Source organism: Paenibacillus sp. FSL H7-689, assembly GCF_000517905.1.
Taxonomy (GTDB): Bacteria; Bacillota; Bacilli; order Paenibacillales; family Paenibacillaceae; genus Paenibacillus; species Paenibacillus amylolyticus.
Window position 1 is genome coordinate 248,791 of the sequence record NZ_ASPU01000015.1, and the last position, 21,897, is coordinate 270,687.

The 21,897-nt window shown below is 45.8% G+C and carries 19 protein-coding genes and 1 pseudogene; 5 read left to right on the forward strand and 15 right to left on the reverse strand.

What is annotated here, in order from left to right; all coding sequences use genetic code 11:
- Nucleotides 1-37: 37 nt before the first annotated feature.
- The 5 genes and pseudogenes from C170_RS12105 to C170_RS30420 form a co-directional block, all read right to left on the reverse strand.
- Nucleotides 38-1,657, reverse strand: coding sequence for a sensor domain-containing diguanylate cyclase (locus C170_RS12105; protein ID WP_051447134.1), 1,620 nt, complete (start codon nt 1,655-1,657; stop codon nt 38-40).
- 164 nt (nt 1,658-1,821) lie between these two features.
- Nucleotides 1,822-2,559 carry a spermidine synthase gene (locus C170_RS12110; RefSeq protein ID WP_036609741.1) on the reverse strand — a complete coding sequence of 246 codons (738 nt, stop codon included), beginning with the start codon at nt 2,557-2,559 and terminating at the stop codon, nt 1,822-1,824.
- A gap of 160 nt (nt 2,560-2,719) precedes the next feature.
- Nucleotides 2,720-3,622 (reverse strand): LysR family transcriptional regulator, encoded by a 903-nt coding sequence (locus C170_RS12115; RefSeq protein WP_017689438.1) that lies wholly within the window; start codon nt 3,620-3,622, stop codon nt 2,720-2,722.
- 59 nt (nt 3,623-3,681) lie between these two features.
- Nucleotides 3,682-4,419 (reverse strand): SDR family oxidoreductase, encoded by a 738-nt coding sequence (locus C170_RS12120; protein WP_036609743.1) that lies wholly within the window; start codon nt 4,417-4,419, stop codon nt 3,682-3,684.
- A 24-nt stretch (nt 4,420-4,443) separates the two neighbouring features.
- Nucleotides 4,444-4,548, reverse strand: a pseudogene (locus C170_RS30420) (Atu4866 domain-containing protein); the annotation flags it as partial.
- Nucleotides 4,549-4,762: 214 nt separating this feature from the next.
- Between C170_RS30420 and C170_RS12125 the strand changes: the two are divergent.
- Nucleotides 4,763-5,698, forward strand: a complete 936-nt coding sequence (locus C170_RS12125; RefSeq protein WP_036609745.1) for an AraC family transcriptional regulator — start codon at nt 4,763-4,765, stop codon at nt 5,696-5,698.
- A gap of 63 nt (nt 5,699-5,761) precedes the next feature.
- Here C170_RS12125 and C170_RS12130 read toward each other — a convergent pair whose 3' ends face one another.
- Nucleotides 5,762-6,199 (reverse strand): MerR family transcriptional regulator, encoded by a 438-nt coding sequence (locus C170_RS12130; protein ID WP_051447136.1) that lies wholly within the window; start codon nt 6,197-6,199, stop codon nt 5,762-5,764.
- 168 nt (nt 6,200-6,367) lie between these two features.
- Here C170_RS12130 and C170_RS12135 point away from each other — a divergent pair, with 168 nt between their 5' ends.
- On the forward strand, nt 6,368-7,246 hold the full coding sequence (locus tag C170_RS12135) for an SDR family NAD(P)-dependent oxidoreductase (protein ID WP_036609746.1): 879 nt from the start codon (nt 6,368-6,370) through the stop codon (nt 7,244-7,246).
- A gap of 90 nt (nt 7,247-7,336) precedes the next feature.
- Here C170_RS12135 and C170_RS12140 read toward each other — a convergent pair whose 3' ends face one another.
- The 3 genes from C170_RS12140 to garR form a co-directional block, all read right to left on the reverse strand.
- Nucleotides 7,337-8,695: a GntP family permease gene (locus C170_RS12140; protein ID WP_036609749.1), complete on the reverse strand. Its 1,359-nt coding sequence runs from the start codon at nt 8,693-8,695 to the stop codon at nt 7,337-7,339.
- Nucleotides 8,696-8,787: 92 nt separating this feature from the next.
- Nucleotides 8,788-10,212, reverse strand: a complete 1,425-nt coding sequence (locus tag C170_RS12145) for a four-carbon acid sugar kinase family protein (RefSeq protein WP_051447137.1) — start codon at nt 10,210-10,212, stop codon at nt 8,788-8,790.
- A gap of 58 nt (nt 10,213-10,270) precedes the next feature.
- A complete protein-coding gene (gene garR / locus C170_RS12150) occupies nt 10,271-11,164 on the reverse strand; it encodes a 2-hydroxy-3-oxopropionate reductase (RefSeq protein WP_036609751.1) in 894 nt (297 codons plus the stop codon).
- 200 nt (nt 11,165-11,364) lie between these two features.
- Here garR and C170_RS12155 point away from each other — a divergent pair, with 200 nt between their 5' ends.
- The 3 genes from C170_RS12155 to C170_RS12165 all read left to right on the forward strand — a co-directional run bounded on the left by C170_RS12155 (nt 11,365) and on the right by C170_RS12165 (nt 14,541).
- The gene (locus C170_RS12155) at nt 11,365-11,985 is read left to right on the forward strand and encodes a GntR family transcriptional regulator (protein ID WP_036609753.1); all 621 of its coding nucleotides are present in this window, start codon (nt 11,365-11,367) and stop codon (nt 11,983-11,985) included.
- A gap of 173 nt (nt 11,986-12,158) precedes the next feature.
- Nucleotides 12,159-13,322 carry an oxalate decarboxylase family bicupin gene (locus C170_RS12160; protein ID WP_036609755.1) on the forward strand — a complete coding sequence of 388 codons (1,164 nt, stop codon included), beginning with the start codon at nt 12,159-12,161 and terminating at the stop codon, nt 13,320-13,322.
- A 79-nt stretch (nt 13,323-13,401) separates the two neighbouring features.
- On the forward strand, nt 13,402-14,541 hold the full coding sequence (locus C170_RS12165; protein ID WP_036609757.1) for a zinc-dependent alcohol dehydrogenase: 1,140 nt from the start codon (nt 13,402-13,404) through the stop codon (nt 14,539-14,541).
- 139 nt (nt 14,542-14,680) lie between these two features.
- Here the strand turns inward: C170_RS12165 and C170_RS12170 are convergent, their stop codons facing one another.
- From C170_RS12170 to C170_RS12195, 6 genes are all read right to left on the reverse strand, one after another.
- Nucleotides 14,681-15,469: a class I SAM-dependent methyltransferase gene (locus C170_RS12170; RefSeq protein WP_036609759.1), complete on the reverse strand. Its 789-nt coding sequence runs from the start codon at nt 15,467-15,469 to the stop codon at nt 14,681-14,683.
- A gap of 143 nt (nt 15,470-15,612) precedes the next feature.
- Nucleotides 15,613-17,580 carry a PTS fructose transporter subunit IIABC gene (locus tag C170_RS12175; RefSeq protein ID WP_036609761.1) on the reverse strand — a complete coding sequence of 656 codons (1,968 nt, stop codon included), beginning with the start codon at nt 17,578-17,580 and terminating at the stop codon, nt 15,613-15,615.
- Between the two features lie 90 nt (nt 17,581-17,670).
- Entirely contained in the window at nt 17,671-18,582 is a 912-nt protein-coding gene (gene pfkB, locus C170_RS12180; RefSeq protein WP_036609763.1) for a 1-phosphofructokinase, read from the reverse strand.
- Nucleotides 18,583-18,584: 2 nt separating this feature from the next.
- Complete coding sequence (locus C170_RS12185; protein ID WP_017689448.1) at nt 18,585-19,331, reverse strand: DeoR/GlpR family DNA-binding transcription regulator; 747 nt, start codon at nt 19,329-19,331, stop codon at nt 18,585-18,587.
- Nucleotides 19,332-19,582: 251 nt separating this feature from the next.
- Nucleotides 19,583-20,068, reverse strand: coding sequence for a hypothetical protein (locus tag C170_RS12190; RefSeq protein ID WP_036609765.1), 486 nt, complete (start codon nt 20,066-20,068; stop codon nt 19,583-19,585).
- 134 nt (nt 20,069-20,202) lie between these two features.
- Nucleotides 20,203-21,633, reverse strand: coding sequence for an NAD(P)-binding domain-containing protein (locus C170_RS12195; protein WP_036609767.1), 1,431 nt, complete (start codon nt 21,631-21,633; stop codon nt 20,203-20,205).
- Nucleotides 21,634-21,897: the final 264 nt, after the last annotated feature.

Genomic DNA, 21,897 nt, shown 5'->3' on the forward strand with positions numbered 1-21,897 from the left:
TGTCCCTGGTTTTTAAGGGAACAGCTTCTTTGCTTGCTTATTTAATAACCGATTGGATCGTAACCGTACGGTTACGTCCCTCTTCCTTCGCTTGATACAATGCATTATCCGCCAAGTGAAACAGTTCTGTGGATGTTGTGGAGTGCTTCGGATATTCAGCAATTCCAGCCGAGATGGTGACGGAACGATCTATAGGCAATATGCTTTCTTCGACCGTTATTCGGATACGTTCAGCAATCTCAAAAGCGACGTTAGACTCGGAATTTCTTAACAAGACTACAAATTCCTCTCCACCAAACCTGGCGCATACATCTTCTGGTCGAACAGACAATTGAATGATATTGGCAATGTGTTTTAATACTTCATCCCCAGCATGATGCCCGAATGTATCATTAATGGACTTGAAGCGGTCGATATCCAGAACAATAATGGAGAATGGCGCCTCATCCTGAATCCATTCCTGAATGACTTCTTCGAAGGTTCTGCGATTGTTCATGCCTGTTAAAACATCGGTTCTGGCATCATAGACAAGCTGGTTTGTCTGTTTCCTAAAGTTCGCCAACGCGCCAACAACTGCTCTTGTTAGAAGGTCTGCCTCTCTATTCCAGTGAGGTTTCATCACAGGCAGATCTACTTGTCCCTTATCGACCTGATTCACCAAATCAGCCAGCATAGCAAAAGGACTGGCCAGCTTGCGTGCAACCCGAACCACAATAAGGGTCAGGATCAGAAAAGGCACTGAGGTGTACAGCAACAACATACGGATATGATGATTCAACTGATCGTACACCGTTTGGGTTGGAGACACGATTACGACGCCCCAACCTGTTGATGGAACTTTGTAATAACCTGCAAGCGAATCCACACCTGCCAGGTTTTTGTATTGTTCTTTACCGTTCTTGTTTACTAGCAGCTTTTGCACCACTTCATTTTTACTGACATTTTCACCAATTCGGTTGGTGTTTGGGTGAAATAACAAAGTGCCCTTCTTATCCACAATAAAAAAGTAGGACCCATTACTTGTCTTGAGCTGACTGCCAAAAGACAGACTCAATATATTATTTTCCTGTAAAAAGATATTTCCACCGATTGTTCCTTGATACTCCCCTGCCGAATCAAAGATCGGTTCACTGACAAATACAATTCTGCGTTTGGTTCTGGGTGTCTGGTACGCTTCGGAGATATACGAAGTTCTCAATTTTACCGCTTCTTTTGCTGCATTGGAACTAACATGGTGACCTACACTAGCCTCTGAGTAAGGTGAGGTTGACCTGACTACCCCCGCTTTATTTACCAAAGAAACGGAATTGAAAAAATTACTGCTATTGCGAACTAAATCCAATGTGGAATTCAACTCTTTTGTATTGGAGTGATCCATATTCGGGAAATAATTGGCTGCATATTTCAAGCTCTCCTGCATGGAATAAAAAAGCGAATCCAGCGTTTGGCTCATTTGCACAGCGCTTGCATAGTTTAGGGACAGGGTGTTATCAATGAGTGACTGTTTCTGAGATGTATAAGATGAGATGACCATGAGGGTCAATGTCATTATAACTGAAATAGTGACCAACCCGCCGAGTAAAGCCGTGAGGCTGATCTTCTTGATGTTTTTTATTTTTCTTCGTAATCTTCTAGATCTCTTGATCTGTGCAATCATCGTTTACTTCCCCCGGATTTTCATGAAAAAGCATATTCCTTCTATCTTATACGAAAGTTGTTAAGATCAAATAAAGAGACTGAGAAATCTTAACAATTACATCGTAAGATTGACGATTTAATGACATTTTACTTTCCCTGGAAGAATCACTGTTCAGGATCGCCCTAATCGACAATGATATATCCTTCTTCTGGCTCTTGTTCCACAAACCCTGCCATCTGACGAACCTGAAATTCGATCGGGTGATGACTACCCATTAAAATGCGATTCTGAACTTCATCCGCTGTTTCTGTAGGTAATGCGAATGCACGTGTATAGGCAAACTGTGCCTGAAGTGTCGTATAGATCGCATTGACAAGCCGATCGTTGCCCGCACGCCCAAACACATTAAGGATGACAGCTCCGTCCGAGTCCAGCTTGTCCTTGACCATCGCAAAAAAATCACTGGATATAAACTGCTCGGGTGTACCCGTTGCCGTAAAGGCATCAATAATAATATAATCATATGACGCAGCAGGTTCCTGGCTCAATAATTCACGACCATCCCCAATGAGCACAGGGCTTCCCTCATAACCAAAAAAGGTTTGGCTCAACTCCACGACCTCCGCGTCAAGCTCAGCCACTTTTACCTGACGATCAGACAAGTAGGTTGGCAATGTGCCAATACCATGTCCCACCACAAATACGGTATCAAACTCAGGATCATTCCGTTCCATTAGATGCACCATCGCTCTCGGATACTCCAACACCATCCGGTTAGGCTCATCCAGATCCATGGCTCCCTGCACAGCTGCATTGGAGAATTCTAATACACGAAACTGGCCCTTCTCTCCATAAAGCTTTTTGGTATCATATACCGTCAGCTCATGCTGTTCACTTTTATTCCGATACAGAACTCTCACTAACCGTTCTCCCTTCGATCTCTTGCACACATTCGACATATACCTTCATTCTATTACACGTGATGACAACATACCACCCTATACTTTAAAGATCATAGTACAACAAAAAAACCGTTCCGACTCATACGGAAACGGCCTTTTGATGAACCATTTAACACTTCTAAGACCCTATGGCCTCATGCAGAGCCTGGACATATGCTACACCCAGATTAGAGAGAGAAGTGCTCTTGTGGCTTATCCACCCTACATTAATGGATTCCTCACATTCCAGCGGTACAGGAATGATCTCGTCTCCGTTCAGATCAGCGCTAAGTACGCCCGTAGAGATCGTATAACCATTCAGACCAATCAATAGGTTAAACAATGTTGCGCGGTCATTGACCTGTATGCTTTTGGGGTGAGATAACGTACTCAGGATCTCTTCGGAAAAGTGAAAGGAATTGTACTCTCCCTGATCAAATGACAGGTACGGATAATCCTGCAGTTGCTCGATTGCAACCGACTCCTGCTTCGCCAGCGGGTTCTTCACACTGATAAAGATATGGGGCTTGGCTGTGAACAAACTCGTGAAAACCAATCCCGCATCTTTTAACAATTTGTTAATTACCTTGGCATTGAACTCATTCAAATACAGGATGCCAATTTCACTACGCAGGCTTTTCACGTCCTGAATAATCTCGTAGGTCTTTGTCTCCCGAAGCGCCAACTCGTATTCATCCTGACCATACTGCTGCACCAGACGAACAAAGGCATTCACTGCAAACGCATAATGCTGCGTCGATACAGAGAAGTGCTGCGGGGATGGCTTGGCGTTCAGATAACGATTCTCCAGCAATTCAGCTTGTTCTACCACCTGACGTGCATAACTCAGAAACTCAACGCCTTCTTTAGACAGAGATATTCCCTTATTGGTACGTTCAAAAATAGTAATTCGCAACTCCTGCTCCAGATCCCGAATGGCATTCGAAAGGCTGGGTTGCGAGATAAACAACCTTTTGGCTGCTTCATTCATGGAACCGCGCGTGGCAACTTCGATCACATATTTTAGTTGTTGTAATGTCACTGCACTATTCCTCTTTTCGTATCAATTGAATCTATTATATACCAAAAGAGGATCCGAACTTAAGCCATGCTTGCTGTCGGTCTCACTACAATCTCATTTACGTCCACCTCTGCCGGCTGGCTAATGGCATACAAGATACTTTGCGCAATCGCCGAGGCAGGAATGGATATGCGCCGATACTCTTTCATGAGATCACGTGCTTCTTCATCAGAAATCGTATCCGCGAGTTCCGATTCCGTCACGCCCGGTGATACAAGGGTTACACGGATATCTCCGCCTACTTCCTGTCGCAACCCCTCCGAAATGGCGCGGACCGCGTATTTGGTTGCACAATACACCGCTGCCGTTGGTGACACGGCATAGGCTCCAATAGAGGCGATATTAATAAACTGGCCGAAACCCTGCTTTTTCATGACGGGCAGTCCAGCCGCAATGCCATGCAGAACACCACGAATGTTAACATCTATCATGCGATTCCACTCATCTACTTTTAACGATTCAAGGGGAGATAGCGGCATAACTCCAGCGTTATTTAAAATAACATCGATACGTCCATAGCGAGTTTGAGCGAGGTCAACGATGGTTTGCATCTCTTCCAATCGGGTAACATCCAGTGAATGATACTCCACCGATCCGCCCTCCAAACGAATGGCGGAGGCCAATGCCTCCAAACGTTCCATACGTCTAGCTCCAATAACTACATGTGCTCCATGCTGTGCAAGCAATCGAGCTGTTGACTCACCAATTCCACTACTTGCACCGGTAATCACAACAACTTTCCCTTTTACATTGGACATATTAAATCGCTCCTTATTTGGTTGTTATTGTACATTTTCTCTATACAAAATCATGCCTGCATGGTACAAAACGCCGTCCCTGAAGTCTCCATCCGCCGTAAATCCCGTATCATCCACGTATTCTATATGTTTCCTACATACGGGTGTTTTGGTTCTTGTGGTCGCCCATTGAATTGCGCTCCATTGTTTCTCACTCCTCTCTGCTTCAAAAGATTCCGTTGCTTATCTCCATTATGTAGAGGATCAGTCGTTGTACGATAGAAAAATCCTGCAATATTCTTGCCTATTCCTCCAGCGCGTTTTAAAATAATAGTTATCGTGGTTTACAAGGGGGCTGCAATTCATGTTTATCAAAACAAATGAAACGGATACGGGCATCACGGAGCAGCAGCAACAATTGGCTCAACTTATTGAGCATTTCACCCCAAATGACGGGATACATCCAACAGCAATTCCATCCCTTGCCTTAATCCGTACCTCCGAGATCTCACAACCCATATATTCCGTTCATCAGCCTGCCCTCTGCATTGTCGCTCAAGGTTCCAAATTAGTTATACTCGGCCGCGAGAGTTACACCTACGACCTGTCACAATATTTGGTAGCTTCCGTAAACTTGCCTATTTCAGGGCAGGTTGTAAAGGCTACAACCGAACATCCCTATCTATGTATTCGACTGGATTTTGATTCAGGGCAGATTTTTGATCTGATTCAGGATACGCCTTCTGCACAACCCAAACCTGACCATTCAACACAAAGAGGATTGTTTGTTAGCTCAACCAAACCTTCCCTTCTTGAAGCCGTGATCCGATTGGTTCGGCTGCTGGATACACCTGAAGACATTCCTGTCCTTGCCCCTATGTTTATCCGCGAAATTCTATATCGTATTATCCAGGATGAACACGGACATTCCATCAAGCAGTTTGCTATTCAGGACAGTCATGCACAGCACATCGCCGAGGTGATCGAAGTCATCCAATCTGATTATGCTAAGCCACTTCGGATTGAGCAACTCGCTGCCATGATCAACATGAGTTCTTCTTCATTACATCATCATTTCAAAGCCATTACCGCCATGAGCCCTTTGCAATTCCAGAAACAAATTCGATTGCACGAAGCCCGGCGAATGCTGCTTGCAGGTTCAACCGATGCCGCCGACGCTGCGTTCCAGGTTGGCTATGAAAGTCCGTCTCAATTCAGCCGGGAGTATGCCCGCATGTATGGTCTCCCTCCCAAAAGCGATATCAAACGACTTCGTCATACACTCGATATTAAATGCTAGAATCAGCAAAAAGACCCGCGTCATCATGACGTGGGTTTTCGGATTCAAATGGCAGCAACGCCATCAAGAGAATATGTTCTGTTTTTCAAAAACAGACATCTGGTTCTCCACGGAAATAGGACATTCATCAGGATACATACTTCGTTTCTCCAACTTCTCATCGATAAAATCAACGACTTGCTGTAGCGAAGCAATCTGGGCTTCAACTTTCTTCCGGTGATTCACCAGCATCTCCCGTTCATCCGGGAAATCTGCGAGATCGGAATCCATGGACATTTGTAAATAAGGCTTCATTTCCTCCAGAGACATTCCTGTTTTTTTCAGGCAAGTGATCAACTTCATCGTATGGATATCCTCCGAGCGATATACACGATGACGATTGGCTTTGCGTTCAGCTCGGGGGAGCAGCCCAATCTTCTCATAATAACGAATTGTATCTTCTGATAATCCGGCCTGTTCTGACGTTTCTTTAATGGAGAATACTTCATTCTCACTCATCATATGGGCCTCCTCCACATTCATTTCTCTCCATATTACAACTTGGAGCTGACTCCAAGTCAAGCATGATCCGTTCAATCCCAACACCCCTTGACTTGGAGTCGACTCCAAGTTATAGAATGAGCGCAGCATACAGATTCGTTCTGTAATCCCATTCTTCTGGAGGTATATATGAATATACAAAATCAACTTCGCACAGCTCTCATCACAGGGTCAACGTCAGGAATTGGTCTTGAACTGACACGCAAGTTACTGGCTGAAGGATGGCAGGTAATCGGTCTCAACCGTTCTGCTTTCCCATCCGAGGATACCGATATTGAGAACGCCTTACGTACAGGCCAGCTCCGTTGGGTTCAGGCTAATCTGACCAACTACGACAGTCTTAGAACTGCACTCGATCAGATTAAATCCGATACCAATTCGATCGATGTCTTGTTTAACAATGCCGGAGGCAGCGCTGCCGAACTTCGTTTCTCTGATCAGGGGCATGAACTGCACTTTGAACTTCAGACGGTAGTCCCTTACATCATCTACATGGAATTAGTTGAGCTATTGCTCAAAGGACAGATGAAAACAGTTATTAATACTTCCACCACCTCGTTCAATATGATCAGACAATTTGATATGAACATCCTGGAACGTCCAGCCGAATTCAAAAAGCTGTTTGGTCCTTATGCCACCTCGAAGCTCGGCTTATCCCTATGGACACGCGAGGTTGCCAAGTCTCCCAATGCGGATGGCATGCAATTACTAAGCGTAGATCCCGGTGGAAATAATACGCTAAGGGGCAACAAAACATCCGGCCTGCCCTTCTATATCAAACCTATCATGAAATGGTTCTTTCCTCATCCAAGCCATGGCGCTTCGTTGCTCTACAATGCGGCCTTATCCCCAGCCAGACACGAATCCGGTGCGTTCCTGGTTAAAAATAAAGCGACAGAGCTTCGTTTCACAGAGCAAGGCCCTGCTGTTTTAAAGCGGGTAAATGAGATCTACGAGCAGCGTTTTCGTACAACGCAGTCTGGAAAGACCACAATCACCCCATCTTAATCATGATGGATGGTGAGCAGTAAACATAACCTAAAAACACGCCATAGCGGCGTGTTTTTAGGTTTATAGGCTTTATGGTTTTTTTCCTTGTTAGATAAAGACACTCAACAATAACACCATGCCAAAGGCAGCAAATCCGAGAATGGTCTCCATGACCGTCCATGTTTTAAGTGTCTGCGGCACAGACAGATTCAAGTACTCTTTGACAATCCAGAATCCCGAATCATTTACATGGGACAAAATAATCGAACCTGCTCCCGTTGCGAGCACCAGCAATTCCGGACTTACCCCCGGCATCGTCATGGCGATTGGAGCCACAATACCCGCCGCTGTTGTCATCGCCACCGTAGCTGAACCTACCGCTGCACGAATCAATCCGGCAATGACAAAGGCCAGCACGAGTGGAGAAAGATGCGCACTTTGGGCAAATCCTGCGATCGCATCACCTACACCGCTGTCTGTCAGGATACGGTTGAATCCGCCGCCTGCACCGATCAGCAAGATGATGGAAGCAACTGGGCCCAAGCAATCATTTGTATATTTCAATATCTGCTGTTTGCTGAAACCACGTGCATATCCAAAAGAATAAAAGGAAAAGAGCAGAGCGAGCAGCAGTGCAATAATCGGACTACCGATGAAATCAACGACCTGACGGAATCCGTTTGTCTCTGGTAAAATCAGATCCACAATCGTAGCGAGTAACATCAGAATCACCGGAAGCAAGATCGTAAAGAGGGTGATGCCGAAACCAGGCAGTTCCCGATCTTTGGTCTCGGTGAACTGTTCCATTAGCTCACTTGAAGTCTCGACTTTGATCCGCTTGGAAATCCACGTTCCATAGAGCGGACCTGCAATCGCTGCGGCTGGAAGGGATACAATCAGAGCCAGGAATATCGTTTTACCAACATCGGCATTGAAGATTCCTACCGCGAGCATCGCCGCCGGATGAGGCGGAATCAGACTGTGTACTACGGCAAGACCCGCCACAAGTGAAAGTCCGATTTTGATCAGCGACGTCCCTGTATGCTTCGCAATAACAAATACCAGCGGGAAGAGTAGCACGATCCCAACCTGGATAAATACCGGAATACCACAGATCAGCGCAACAACCATCATCGCCCAGTGTACGTTCTTCTCACCGAAGACACGAACGAGTGTCTGGGCTATTCGTTCGGCCCCACCAGACTCGGCCATGAGTTTCCCGAGCATCGTTCCAAGTCCCAGAACAATCGCGATGAATCCGAGAACGCTTGCAACACCTTCCTGATAAGACTTCACGATATCCGTGAACGGCATACCCGAGATCAATCCCATAAAGACAGCACCCACGATCAGGGCAACAAACGGGTTCATTTTAAATTTGGCAATCAACAGAATCAACCCAAGAATGGATATCAGTGCGTAGAGCAGCAGACTTGCATCATGACTAAGACCGAATACGGAATACATCCGAATAGCCTCCCCCAAGTTGTTATGTTGTGTCAGCACGCAGTATTACACTGGTCCAAACGACCTGAACACTGCGTACCTTCCGTAATAGCTTAAGCTTCGATCTTCTCTACCGTCTCCAGCAGCGCACGTTCCCCGCCAACATTCCCCGGAAATACGATGTATGGAATACCACTGAATTTGGCTTCTTCCCCTGTCAACCATACCGGAATACCCGCAGCCACTTGACCAAGTACCCTTGCTTTGCGTATGGCCAGACCTTTTGTTGCCACATCACTGGATGTAATGCCACCTTTGGCAATAATGAACTTTGGTACGACTTCAAGGGATTGCACAATCTCGACCAAAGCTGACGATACCGTCTGGCTGATCTTGAAATTACCCTCATGTCCTTCGACGGTGATGAGCTTACGGCTGCTATATACAACAACATTGTTGCCCTCCGCAAGCTGCCTGTTCGCTTCACCAATCACACGTTGAATTTCCTCCGTATATCCATCCGGCGTTAATACACGCTCCACATCGATCTCCAGACTTATGATGCCCGGAAACGTAAGCAGGTGTTCCAGTTGACGAGTCGTCTTCTGCACATAGGAACCAACAACAACGATGCCGCCATGTTGTTCCTGTCCGCTTGCGATCAGCTGTTCTTTCGGCAGAAATGCCTGATCCGAGATGCCCGCATACGATTTGACAAAGGAGGCCGCCGTCCGAAAAATAAAAGCTTTCCCCTTATCCTCTGCTTGCAGCAAAGCCAGAGAAAGTACATCCATGTCTGCATAAGAGAGCGCATTCACGATAATCGGTACATTGTCTTCGGCTTTTAGCAAAATCGCTTTGACTACATCGACTCCTTGACGGATTTCCTCCAGTGAAATGGTAAGGCAGCGACTAGCCTTAATACGGCCTGAAGTCTTCTCCTCTACCCACGATGGCAGATCTCCATGCTCATACCCAAATACTTTATCCTTGGCAAATTCCGTCTCATGAACTGGAATCAACTGTTCGCCCTCAACCATATAATGCGTGTTGCCTACCGTAACCCGTCCTGCCTCGAAAAAGGCCGGAATGATCAGTTGTCCGTCATATGCACGTCCGCTGACACGCGCCACTTCTTCGGCTAGCACATCCGTCTCCAGCGGATAATAACCACGTAGCATGGAGTCACTACGACTCACAAAGGTGAAACTCGTTCCTTCCTCTGCTGCAACCTCTTGCACATTGCTGGCAATCTCCCGATTAATACGTTCCGCTGTATCTGCATCCAGTCCTCGGGTATTAGTCAGAATATAGAATATCGATTCAGAGGATCGAAATGCCTCCTGCAACAGTGGCTTGTCCCACTGCGTCAACACATCAATATCATGAACCGTCTGTACACCGGTTGGGTCATCATCCAGCACGATAATTTTGCGAGCCCTCGCGTCCTGCAATTGTTTAATCTGTCCTCGCACTCCTTCAGAAGAGTTGTCCGTCCGAAGAGCTGCGGGGATATCCGATAACGTCTGATAGGTCATGTCTCTCCACCTCATATCTATATCTATTAACATTCTTTTTTCTTTTTTTAATTTTTTATTAGACCCGATTCACTTCTACACCTGCGAGTTTCTCAAAATACTGAACGATTCCGCCATGGTCATCTGCGGCTTTCCCATCAATCTTCAGTGCATGGAAAATCTCCAGCAACTGACTGCTGAGCGGTAAAGGAACTCCGATATCATGCGCCGTTTCCATCACATTGGTCATGTCTTTGAGGTTAATATCAATCCGTCCCCCAGCGACAAAGTTACGATCCAGAATGAGTGGCACTTTTGCATCCAGTACCGCACTTCCAGCGAGCCCGCTGCGGATTGCCTGATACATCTTTTCTACATCAATGCCAGCTTTGGCTGCAAATACAAGCGCTTCGGACATGGCCGCAATATTCAGGTTCACGATAATCTGATTCGCCAGCTTGGCGGTAGCACCGGAACCATTATCCCCGACTCGCGTTACATCCTGTCCTACCACTTGCAGAACCTCTTTCACAGATTCAAAAATCATTTCATTGCCACCCACCATGATGGCGAGTGTGCCATCTATAGCTTTGGGTTCCCCACCACTTACGGGGGCATCCAGCATATACAAACCTGATTTGGATACAAGCTGAGCCAGCTCTTTGGAAACGACCGGTGAGATGGAGCTCATGTCGATAATGATACTTCCCGTATTGGCTCCTGCCAGCACACCTTGTTCGCCCGTTATAACGGTGCGGACATGCTCTGAGTTGGGCAGCATCGTGAAGATGACATCACTATGCTCAGCCACCTCTTTTGGAGATGCTGCGCCTCGCGCTCCCGCATCAGCCAATGACATCACAGCCGTTTGATTAATATCGTATACGCTTACATCATATCCCGCCCGGATCAGGTTCAATGACATAGGACGTCCCATAATACCGAGTCCAATAAATCCAATTCGTTTCTTCATATTGCAATCCCTCCAGCCTAAATTCTTCGCTTTTCACTCTTGTAATCGCTATCATTCCTGTTCACATTCGTTATTGTACACAACATTTTAATTTTTGTATACAATTTTATTATTTATGTATCCTAAAATTAAAATTCGGTTTTTAATCTTGTTGTTTATTGCCTTCTTTTTCGCTAAAGTAAAGGGAGAGGTGAAATACAATGCAACCAAGTACGGACAAGTCCCGTCCAGCTTATCAGCAGGCCTATGAAGTTCTGCGGGACATGATTTTGCAAGGCACCCTTTCTCCGGGAACCAAACTTGTGGAAGAGAAGCTGGCGACCGATCTGAATGTCAGCCGGACCCCGATCCGTGAATCCATCCGCCGCTTGGAACAAGAAGGATTAGTCGTGAACAAACGGGTCGTCAAGCTAACCGAGACCGATCTAAGAAATACGTTTGAATTACGGAAGTTACTGGAGGGACATGCGGCTCAATCTGCTGCTGCCTTCTTATCCGCCCAGGAAGTGGCGGCTCTTGAGCATTGCGTGCACGTGGGACATACCGGAAGCAAAGAAGAGATTATGGAAGCCAATAAAGAGTTTCACGAAATCATCATGCGTGCGAGTAATAATGCATTGATGATTGATCTGTTCGACAAAATGCAATCCGTCATTTATCTATTCCGTCAGACGGTTGTATATTATCAGCGCCCCTTCCTCATTGAAGAGCATCATCAGATCTGTGAAGCGATCAAGGCACATGACGGGCAGACTGCCGAACGACTGATGAAAGAACATCTGCAATCCGATCTGGAATTCTGCCTTCATCTGATTCGATAACCGGATTCATGAATTGTTCGACCTTCTCACATACGTATAAAGACGTGACCACATTGTGGTCACGTCTTTTTTTGTCGTTTGTCCTTCATATTATCCAGGCCCTGATTCATAGGTGTAAACATAACGATACAGTGTCGCGTGTGACATGTTATTGAATCTGGAGGGATCACTCAATGACTAAAGGACAGGACCCAAACGAAAAACCATTTATTATCCCGCAACCCATTCGTAGTGATGGCGCTGGAGGACCTGATCTGGGACCCAGAGATGTTATGAGAGATATACAAAACCCCGATATGCTGGTACCTCCAGCAACAGATAACGGGTTATTGCCCAATCTGAGAATGTCTTTTTCCGATACGCATATGCAATTGAACCATGGGGGTTGGTCACGTGAAATCACCGTACGGGATCTCCCTATTGCCACGACACTGGCTGGTGTGAACATGAGCCTGACACCGGGAGGTGTACGAGAATTGCACTGGCATCAACAATCCGAGTGGGCCTATATGATCTGGGGAACGGCAAGAATCACTTCGGTAGATCAGAACGGACGTAATTTTATTGCGGATGTCGGGCCTGGAGATCTCTGGTTTTTCCCCAAAGGTCTACCCCATTCCATTCAGGGACTGGAGGATGGTTGTGAATTTCTGCTTGTGTTTGATGACGGGTCCTTCTCCGATCTGAATACGTTATCCATATCGGATTGGTTTGCCCACACCCCACCAGAGGTATTGTCTGTCAATTTCGGCGTGCCCGAATCCGCTTTTCAGTCAATGCCGAAGGAACAGGTCTACATTTTCCAAGATACCGTCCCGGGTTCCATCGAGAGCCAGGAAGTTCAGTCGCCATATGGCACCGTTCCTCTCACATTCAAACACCGATTGCTGGCCCAGGAACCACTCATTACCCCCGGCGGAAGCGTCCGGATTGTAGACTCCACCAACTTCCCCATCTCAACTACCGTTGCTGCCGCACTCGTTGAAATCCGGCCTGGCGCCATGCGTGAACTGCACTGGCATCCTAATGCAGATGAATGGCAATACTATCTGACAGGACAAGGAAGAATGACTGTCTTTGGAGGCAATGGCATTGCTCGCACATTTGACTATCGGGCTGGAGATGTCGGATATGTTCCTGTCGCAATGGGACACTATATACAGAATACCGGTACAGACACTTTATGGTTTTTGGAGATATTCCGAAGTGATCGCTTTGAGGATGTCTCGCTGAATCAGTGGATGGCATTAACTCCTCGGGATCTGGTCCGTGACAATCTGAATGCGCCGCCTGAGTTGCTCAATGCCTTGCGTAAAGTAAAATGGCCTGTCGTTTAATTTAGTATGTATATCTATCATCTGTGCTGAAATGGGGTAATTGTCAGAGAATCCCACTATATAAGGAGGAATATGAAAGATGAGAGCCGTTACGTTTCAGGGTATAAAGGACATTCAAGTCAAAGAAGTTGAAGATCCCAAACTGCAACAGAAGGATGACATTATCGTTCGTATTACTTCCACAGCTATATGTGGATCCGATTTGCATATTTATCAGGGAGCCTTGCCTGCTGCCAAAGATTACGTTATCGGTCATGAACCGATGGGCATTGTAGAAGAAGTAGGTCCCGAAGTGACACGTGTGAAGAAGGGGGACCGTGTGGTCCTGCCTTTTAACATCGCTTGTGGTGAATGCTTCTATTGCAATCATGACATGGAGAGCCAGTGTGATAATTCCAATGGCAATCCGGATATTCATACAGGTGGATATTTTGGATTCACCGAACGTTACGGAAACCACCCCGGAGGTCAGGCAGAATTATTGCGTGTTCCCTACGGGAACTTCACTCCGTTTGTGATTCCTGAATCCTGTGAACTGGAAGATGAGGCTTTATTATTCCTGTCCGATGTTCTTCCAACCGCATATTGGAGCGTGGAGAATGCCGGAGTTAAACCGGGAGATACGGTTACTGTACTCGGTAGTGGACCCATTGGGCTGATGACGCAGAAGTTCGCCTGGATGAAAGGTGCCAAACGCGTTATTGCTGTGGATCGCCTGCCCTATCGACTGGAGAAAGCCAAACGTTTGAACGATGCAGAGATCTTTAATTTCGAAGATTACGATGATATGGGTGAGCACATTCGTGAGATTACACAAGGCGGAACCGACGTTGTTATCGACTGTGTAGGTATGGATGGTAAAAAAACCACGCTGGAGGAGATCGGACAGAAGCTGAAACTTCATGGCGGTTCACTGAGTGCGATCGAAATCGGCATGAAAGCAATCCGCAAATTCGGCACACTCCAACTTACGGGTGTATATGGCTCTTCCTACAACATGTTTCCGTTAGGTAATTTGTTTGAACGCAATATCAATCTTAAAATGGGACAAGCTCCTGTTATACATTACATGCCTGAATTGTTCCGCAAAATCACTGCTGGTGAATTTGATCCAACGGAGATCATCTCCCATCGGATTTCACTGGAGAATGCAAGCGATGCATACCGCATTTTCAACGATCATGAAGACGAATGTACCAAAGTTATACTAAAACCCTGAACCGTCGCTTTGATTATAAATATGCAAAATAAAACAAGCAGAACTACCTGTTCAAGGTACTCTGCTTGTTTTATTTTATCGACATTCATCCTGTTACCGTTGCATAAACTGCTCAGCCAGCTAAATGGTCTGTACCTAATCAGACATGAGTCGGTTTAGTCGCTTGGATATACACACTTTCTCCTTGGAAGCTGTCGAGCTTCCCGTTCGTTGTCACTTCAAAATTGAAAAATTTTCTGATGATGGACGGTGCACTCAACATACTTGCTTCAAGTTCCCTTCTCTCCCGTTCCGGCAGTGCCGCACGGTTACACCACTCTTCAAACTTAAAGCGCTTCTGGAAGGAAACCATCGTTTCCATTCGGAAGCCCGCATACTCCAGCATATGAATCCATTCCGTCTTGCGCCATGCTCGAACATGGCTTGCATCCCGGCACTTCTCCACTTCATTGTAAAACTGGTCATTCTCATCACGTTCAGGTGCCACGTTGTCAATGAATAATAACCTTCCACCAGGCTTCATGACTCGTAATGCCTCATGAACAAACGAAGAAACGTCCGGAAAATGGTGAGCAGCGATTCGGCAGGTCACAAGGTCATAGATATCATCATCGAATGGAAGCTTCTCTGCATCCCCGGCTACAAAATCTACATTACGGTGTCCATTGCCATGGATAAATGCTTCAGCTACCTGAAGCATTTCTTCCGTTAGATCGAGGGCTGTCACCCGCTGAACAAGTGGAGCCAATGCATTAGCGACATGCCCTCCTCCAGTGGCGATATCCAGCACGTTCATATCCGGAGTGGCTTGAGATGAAGCCACGAGCAACGTGAGATCCTCACCTTTGGCATGCCCCGAACTCGTCACATATTTACCTGCATTTTTCGCAAACTGCTTCTGCACCTGACTTTTGATTACATCAGACATTCCAATTCCTCCTGCATAAGTTTCATTAGACGAAACATAGTTTCAAAATATAATTATATTTATTTTACCATAGATGAATGTAAAAGCTGAAATAAAAAACATCCCCCAAGTGAATTTCACCCAGGAGATGTTTCTTATATTTATTACTTCACAAGCGTTGGTGACTTCTTCCACAGTCCCAGAATCAGACCGGAGATCACAGAACCAATCGCAACAGCGAGCAGGAACAATAATGCGTGGTTCGCCAGTGCTGCAACAAAGATCCCGCCGTGCGGAGCTGGTACATTAATGCTCCACAGTTGTGTCAATCCGCCAGCAACAGCGGAACCCAGAATACAAGAAGTCAATACACGTAATGGATCAGCCGCAGCAAATGGAATTGCACCTTCTGTAATGAAAGAGAATCCAAGTACATAGTTAGTCAGGCCTGATTTGCGTTCTTGCTCTGTAAATTTGGATTTGAAGAATGTTGTTGCAAGTGCAATCGCCAGAGGAGGCACCATACCGCCTGCCATTACCGCTGCCATCCATGCACCGTCTGTGTTACCACTGGATGTGAATACACCAATGGCGAACGTGTAAGCTGCTTTGTTGAACGGTCCACCCATATCGATGGACATCATACCGCCAAGCAACAAGCCCAACAATACCGCATTACCTGTACCCAGATTACCCAGTGCATCTACAAGCCAGGTGTTCAGGGAACCAAAGATTGGATCAAAGACATAGAAACTGATGGCACCCACGATCAGCAAACCAAATACCGGATACAGCAAGATTGGTTTCAAGCCATCAATCGCTTTTGGCAATCCTTTGAACAACTTACGGAGACCAATAACTACATAACCCGCCAGGAAACCGGCAGCCAAACCACCAAGGAAACCGGCATTTGAGTTAACCGCCATCAATCCACCGACCATACCAGGCATCAGGGCTGGGCGATCACCAATGCTCATCGCGATAAATCCGGCAAGTACCGGAATCAGGAAGTGGAACGCACCTGTTCCGCCACCGATCGTTTGAAGCAGTTGCACAATCGGATTCTCAGGGCTAGCAAGCTGTTCGAACAAGAAGGAGATTGCTAGCAGTATACCGCCACCTACAACGAATGGTAGCATATGCGAGATACCATTCATCAGATCTTTATAGATTTTGCTACCTACACTAATCTTGCCAGTGCTTGCACCCTCTTCCTTGGCATTTCCGCCTTGGCTGCGATAGATCGGTGCATCACCGTTAACAGCCTTGCGAATCAGCTCTTCGGATTTACGGATTCCATCACTCACCGGTCTTTGCAATACCGGTTTGCCATCGAAACGTGCCATCTCCACATTTTTGTCTGCGGCAACGATAACCCCTTTAGCACGAGCGATCTCATCAGCAGTGAGAACATTCTGCGCTCCTTCAGAGCCGTTTGTCTCTACGCGAATATTAATGCCCATTTCCTGAGCTTTCTTTTTAAGTGCATCTTCAGCCATAAACGTATGAGCTATACCGGTTGGACAGGCTGTAACCGCAACAACAAAATCTTCCGAATTGGCATTACCTACAATCACACCAGAAGTATTCTGTTGCTGACCAGTAGTAGAAGTGGATGCGGCATTTGCTGCTTTTTCAGCTTTTTCTTTTTCTTTGGCTGCTTCCTTCTCAGCTGCTTCAGCCTGTTTGGCATCAAACAATGCACTAACTTCGGCTGGTGTATCTGTACTCATCAATTGTGAGATGAAATCGCTATCAATCAACAACCTGGAAAGAGCTGCAAGCGTACGCAGATGGGTATTACCTGCGCCTTCTGGAGCCGCAATCATGAAGAACACATGAGCTGGCTGATCATCCAACGCTTCAAAATCAAGTCCTTTTCTACTCTTGGCAAATACAACTGTTGGTTCGTTCACCGCTGTTGTTTTGGCATGTGGCATTGCAATTCCGCCACCGATACCTGTGCTGGATTCAGCTTCTCTTTTATAGATCATTTCCTTGAACAGGACCGGATCATTGATTCGTCCGCTTCGGTTCAGGCTTGCAATTAGTTCATCAATAGCCTCATCTTTGGTTGTGGCTTGCAGGTCCATGATCATCGTTTCTTGGATCATCAAGTCTGTTATTCTCATCTTGGTACACTCCCTTAAGTTCAGTCGGCCTGCATAGGCAGGCCTCACTACATTACAATTACAATTAAGACCTTCTATAAGACCGTTAGACTAGATTGTCGTAATGGTCACTTGATTACGCAATTCATCAATCAATTCACGTGTTGCCAGATCATCCGAGAACGCAGTTGCGCTTCCAGATGCAACCCCTGTGCGGAAAGCTTCCAGCAAATTTCCGCTCTGTACATAGGTACCTACGAATCCGCCAATCATGGAGTCACCGGCACCAACCGAGTTTTTCACAGTACCTTTTGGCACATTCGCATGATGAACTTCCGCTTTGGTAATGAATAATGCACCCTCGCCTGCCATGGAGATCAACACATGTTTGGCACCGGCTTCCAGCAACTTACGCCCGTATAACACCAGTTCCTCGCGAGTATTAATCGTTACACCGAACAGTTCGGCCAGTTCATGATGATTTGGCTTCACCAGCAATGGTGCATGTTCAAGAGCTTCCATTAACGCAGGGCCAGTTGTATCAATCACAAATTCGGCACCCGTTTGCTTGCACACTTTAATGAGACGATCATAAAAATCCGTTCCAAGTGAAGGAGGTACACTTCCGGAGAGAATGACAATATCTCCTTTTTGCAATGAGGACAATTTGTGAAGCAACTGCTCCGCCTCTTCGGCACTTATTGCAGGTCCAAGACCATTAATCTCTGTCTCTTCTCCATGCTTCAGCTTGATGTTAATGCGAGTATCGTCTGCAATCGTAACAAAGTCTGTCCGAATGTTATCTTCTTGCAACTTGTCATTAATGAAACGTCCCGTGAATCCACCAAGGAAACCAATAGCCGTGTTATCTGCTCCAAGTTGATTCAGTATGCGAGAGACATTAATGCCTTTGCCGCCAGGGAGCTTCAAATCCCGATTCATTCGATTCAATCCGCCAAGCTTCAGCTCATCCACTTCCACGATGTAATCAATGGACGGGTTAAGTGTTATCGTATATATCATCGTTATCCCTCAATTATTTTAGTTTTCTGGGCGATTCCAGGCCGCCAATGTTCTGGCATCTGCTCGGTAATCAAATCGGCCTCCTCCAAATCAAACAATTTGGCAAAAGTAATTTCCCCTATTTTGCTGGAATCAGCCAGCACATAAGATTTTCCCGACAATTGATGTGCACGCCTTTTAATCAAGGCTTCCTCCGGATCCGGTGTTGTATACCCCATTTCGGGATCAACTCCGTTGCTTCCAAGAAAACATTTATCAAAACGGAAATTATCCATGTTCTGTAATGCGATACTGCCAATGACTGCTTTTGTATGAATTTTCATCATACCTCCGAGCAAATAACTGCGAATACGCTTGCTTACCAAAGCCTCAACATGTGAAAGTCCATTGGTAACAACCGTTACGTCTTTAGCTTCAATAAAAGGAATCATGGCTAACGTTGTCGTTCCTGCATCCAGATAAATGCATTCGCCATTTTCGATCTCCTGTGCAGCCAAACGGGCAATCGTCGTTTTTTGTTGAATGTTTTTGAACGTTTTTTCTTCCATGCCCGGTTCCAGCGTTTTTTCATTCACCAGTGCGGCACCGCCGTGGATGCGTTTGAGCATCTGACGACTCTCCAGATCGATCAAGTCACGCCTAATTGTTGATTCAGAAGCACCCAACACATCAACAAGCTCTTGCAATTTCACAATTCCCTGTAAATGTAAGCGCTCTATAATTGCAGCATATCGTTCTTCAGTCAGCATCTTCATTCCTCCAACTGCTTCTATAGTATCATAATTCACTCAAAAAACAACCACTTTCATTCAAAATAATTTAAAAACATTCAAAAACCCGCATCTTTCGACTTATTTTCTTGTCCAATTGTCCCTTTCTTACTTCATGTTCTTAAAGTTGGAATTCTGTGCCCTTCAAATCTTCATTAAAAATCCTGCAGCCTCCAGCGCTTGATGCGCGGCGTTGCAGGATTTTGATTTTCATGGGAACTGCATGACGTTTATGACTCTACAACCATAGCATCCGGTTTGGGTTTAAGCCATTTGCCATCTTCATTAATAAAAGCACCCTTGAAGCGGCCCATCTCCAATTGTTCAATTAACCTCTCCTCGTCCATGACCAGAATCTCAGCGAGCTGCCCCGAGGTGTAATAATGAGCGGGATTGTAATCGAGCAGAACAGGAACAGACGTATCATATAATTCTTTGATCAGATTCTCAAAGGAATGGCGACCCAGGTTCTCCATATCTCTATAAAACTGCAAATGTTGGGACACCATATTACGGAAAGATTTATTCTCCAGATGCATCCACAACGTATTGCAGGCCCGAACACTCATATGATTTTGTTCCACATCGTAAAATTGAACTTCTTCAATCTTCATGTATTTCTCTTGAAATGCTACGATCTTAATCAAAGGTACATTTCGTTTACGCGACGCTTTCTTCAAATGGGCTCTAAATTGTTCATAGTTCATTTCATTCATCTATTATCCCTGCCTTTAACATGTTCCAACCGACATTTTACAACAAATTAAAGGCAAGTGTAACCTTCATCATATGAAAAACGAAAAAACGTGCAGCATCAGATGCCACACGTTCACAATATTATAGAGTGCGATTACTCAGCGAGGGCACCACTTTTCACCCACGTAGCCGTAAATTCCTGTTCTTCATACGCATAGAATTGTTGCAAAATAATCTCCCGATCATCGAGGAACAATTGATCCGCTATGGCAGAGACCAGTTTCGGCACCGCGCTCTTGGTCCCCGATATTGCCGATGCCGACAGACCACAGCTGGCAAGTGCAGAGTAGTTGAATACAAACAGTCCGTGCAACGGTTTCTCACCCTGTTCACTCCTGCTGGTCATTGCAAACCCGGAACTCAGGTATGGATGTGCGTCCAGCAACGCATTGCGAAGCTCTGGCGGAGCCTGGTAACAATCCTCCCAACGTGCGATGTATGGCTCCACAAGCTTCAGTTCAGGACGGAGTGCCGGATCACTGAGAAGACCTGTGCTAATAATTAGAAAATCAAACTCATATGCACCCTGCGCGGTATGCACAATCGCGCCTTGGTCTGTTGCTTCTACACTCAGCCAAGGCGAATTCAAATGTAGTTCGAATCCTGGCCAGGCTGCCGCACGATTAAACGTATCATTGGTAGGCGGTTGATTGAATTTGAAGAAATGAGAGATCACTTCATATTTATCAGCAACCGGAAGAGCGTGGTATCGCTCTATCATACCGGATTGTTCCATCTGACGAATGGGATTAACACTAGGCAGTTGTTCCCGCCGTACAAATACATAAGCTTCTGCCACACCGGTGGCAAGGGCATAACTGGCATTATCGAATGCAGAAGCGCCGCCGCCAAGAACAGCAACCCTTTTACCTTTTAACCGATCAAAATCAATTGCTTCCGACGTATGTGCATACCGATCCCGAGGTAATCTATCCGCAATCATGGATGGCACATGCCACTCTCCACCACCTTGTATTCCCGTAGCAAACACTACTTTGCGAGCAAGTATAACGTCCATCTGAGATCCAGCCTTGTTCACATGAAGTCGATGTATTCCGTTCTCTATAGGCTCAACCAGCGTCACTTCTACCTCATTAAGCACAGGCAGATTCAGCACTTTCCGATACCAGCGTAAATAATTCATCCAGTCTCCACGCGGGATTTTATCTACCTCTTCCCAACCTTCGGGCCCTACCTGTGCTTCCCACCATGAGCGAAAGGTTAACGAGGGGATCCCCAGATCGATGGAAGTCAGATGCTTGGGTGTGCGCAAAGTAACCATACGCGCATAAGTCTCCCAAGGTCCTTCAAGCCCCGATGCATTCTCGTCAATGACAACAATATTGGAGATCCGTTCACGAAGAAGTCCAAATGCCGCTCCTAATCCACTCTGGCCTCCACCCACAATGACGACATCATAGACATGACCATCTGCATGTTCTCTTGGACGTACCCAGTTCGCGCCACCAAATGACAAATAAGCCAGATCATTCTTCACACGTTCATTTAAAGCTTCCAGGCTCATGATTCATCAACCCTTTCGAGATACATATATGAACTAATCTTTCTTTGATTATTTGATGTAAGTTTGTTGTCAGTTATATTGAGAGTAATTGTGATTTTTCTTTGTGTTTCTGAAATATATTAGCGTTATTATATGAGTTATCGGGGATTTTTTGAAGTTCGCGGTAGATTTATTGTCATCAATACTAAAAATATCTAACATGCTTGTTAATTAATACGAAACTCTAACTGGATTATTAATGCAGTTCCTGCTGAGCGGATGATT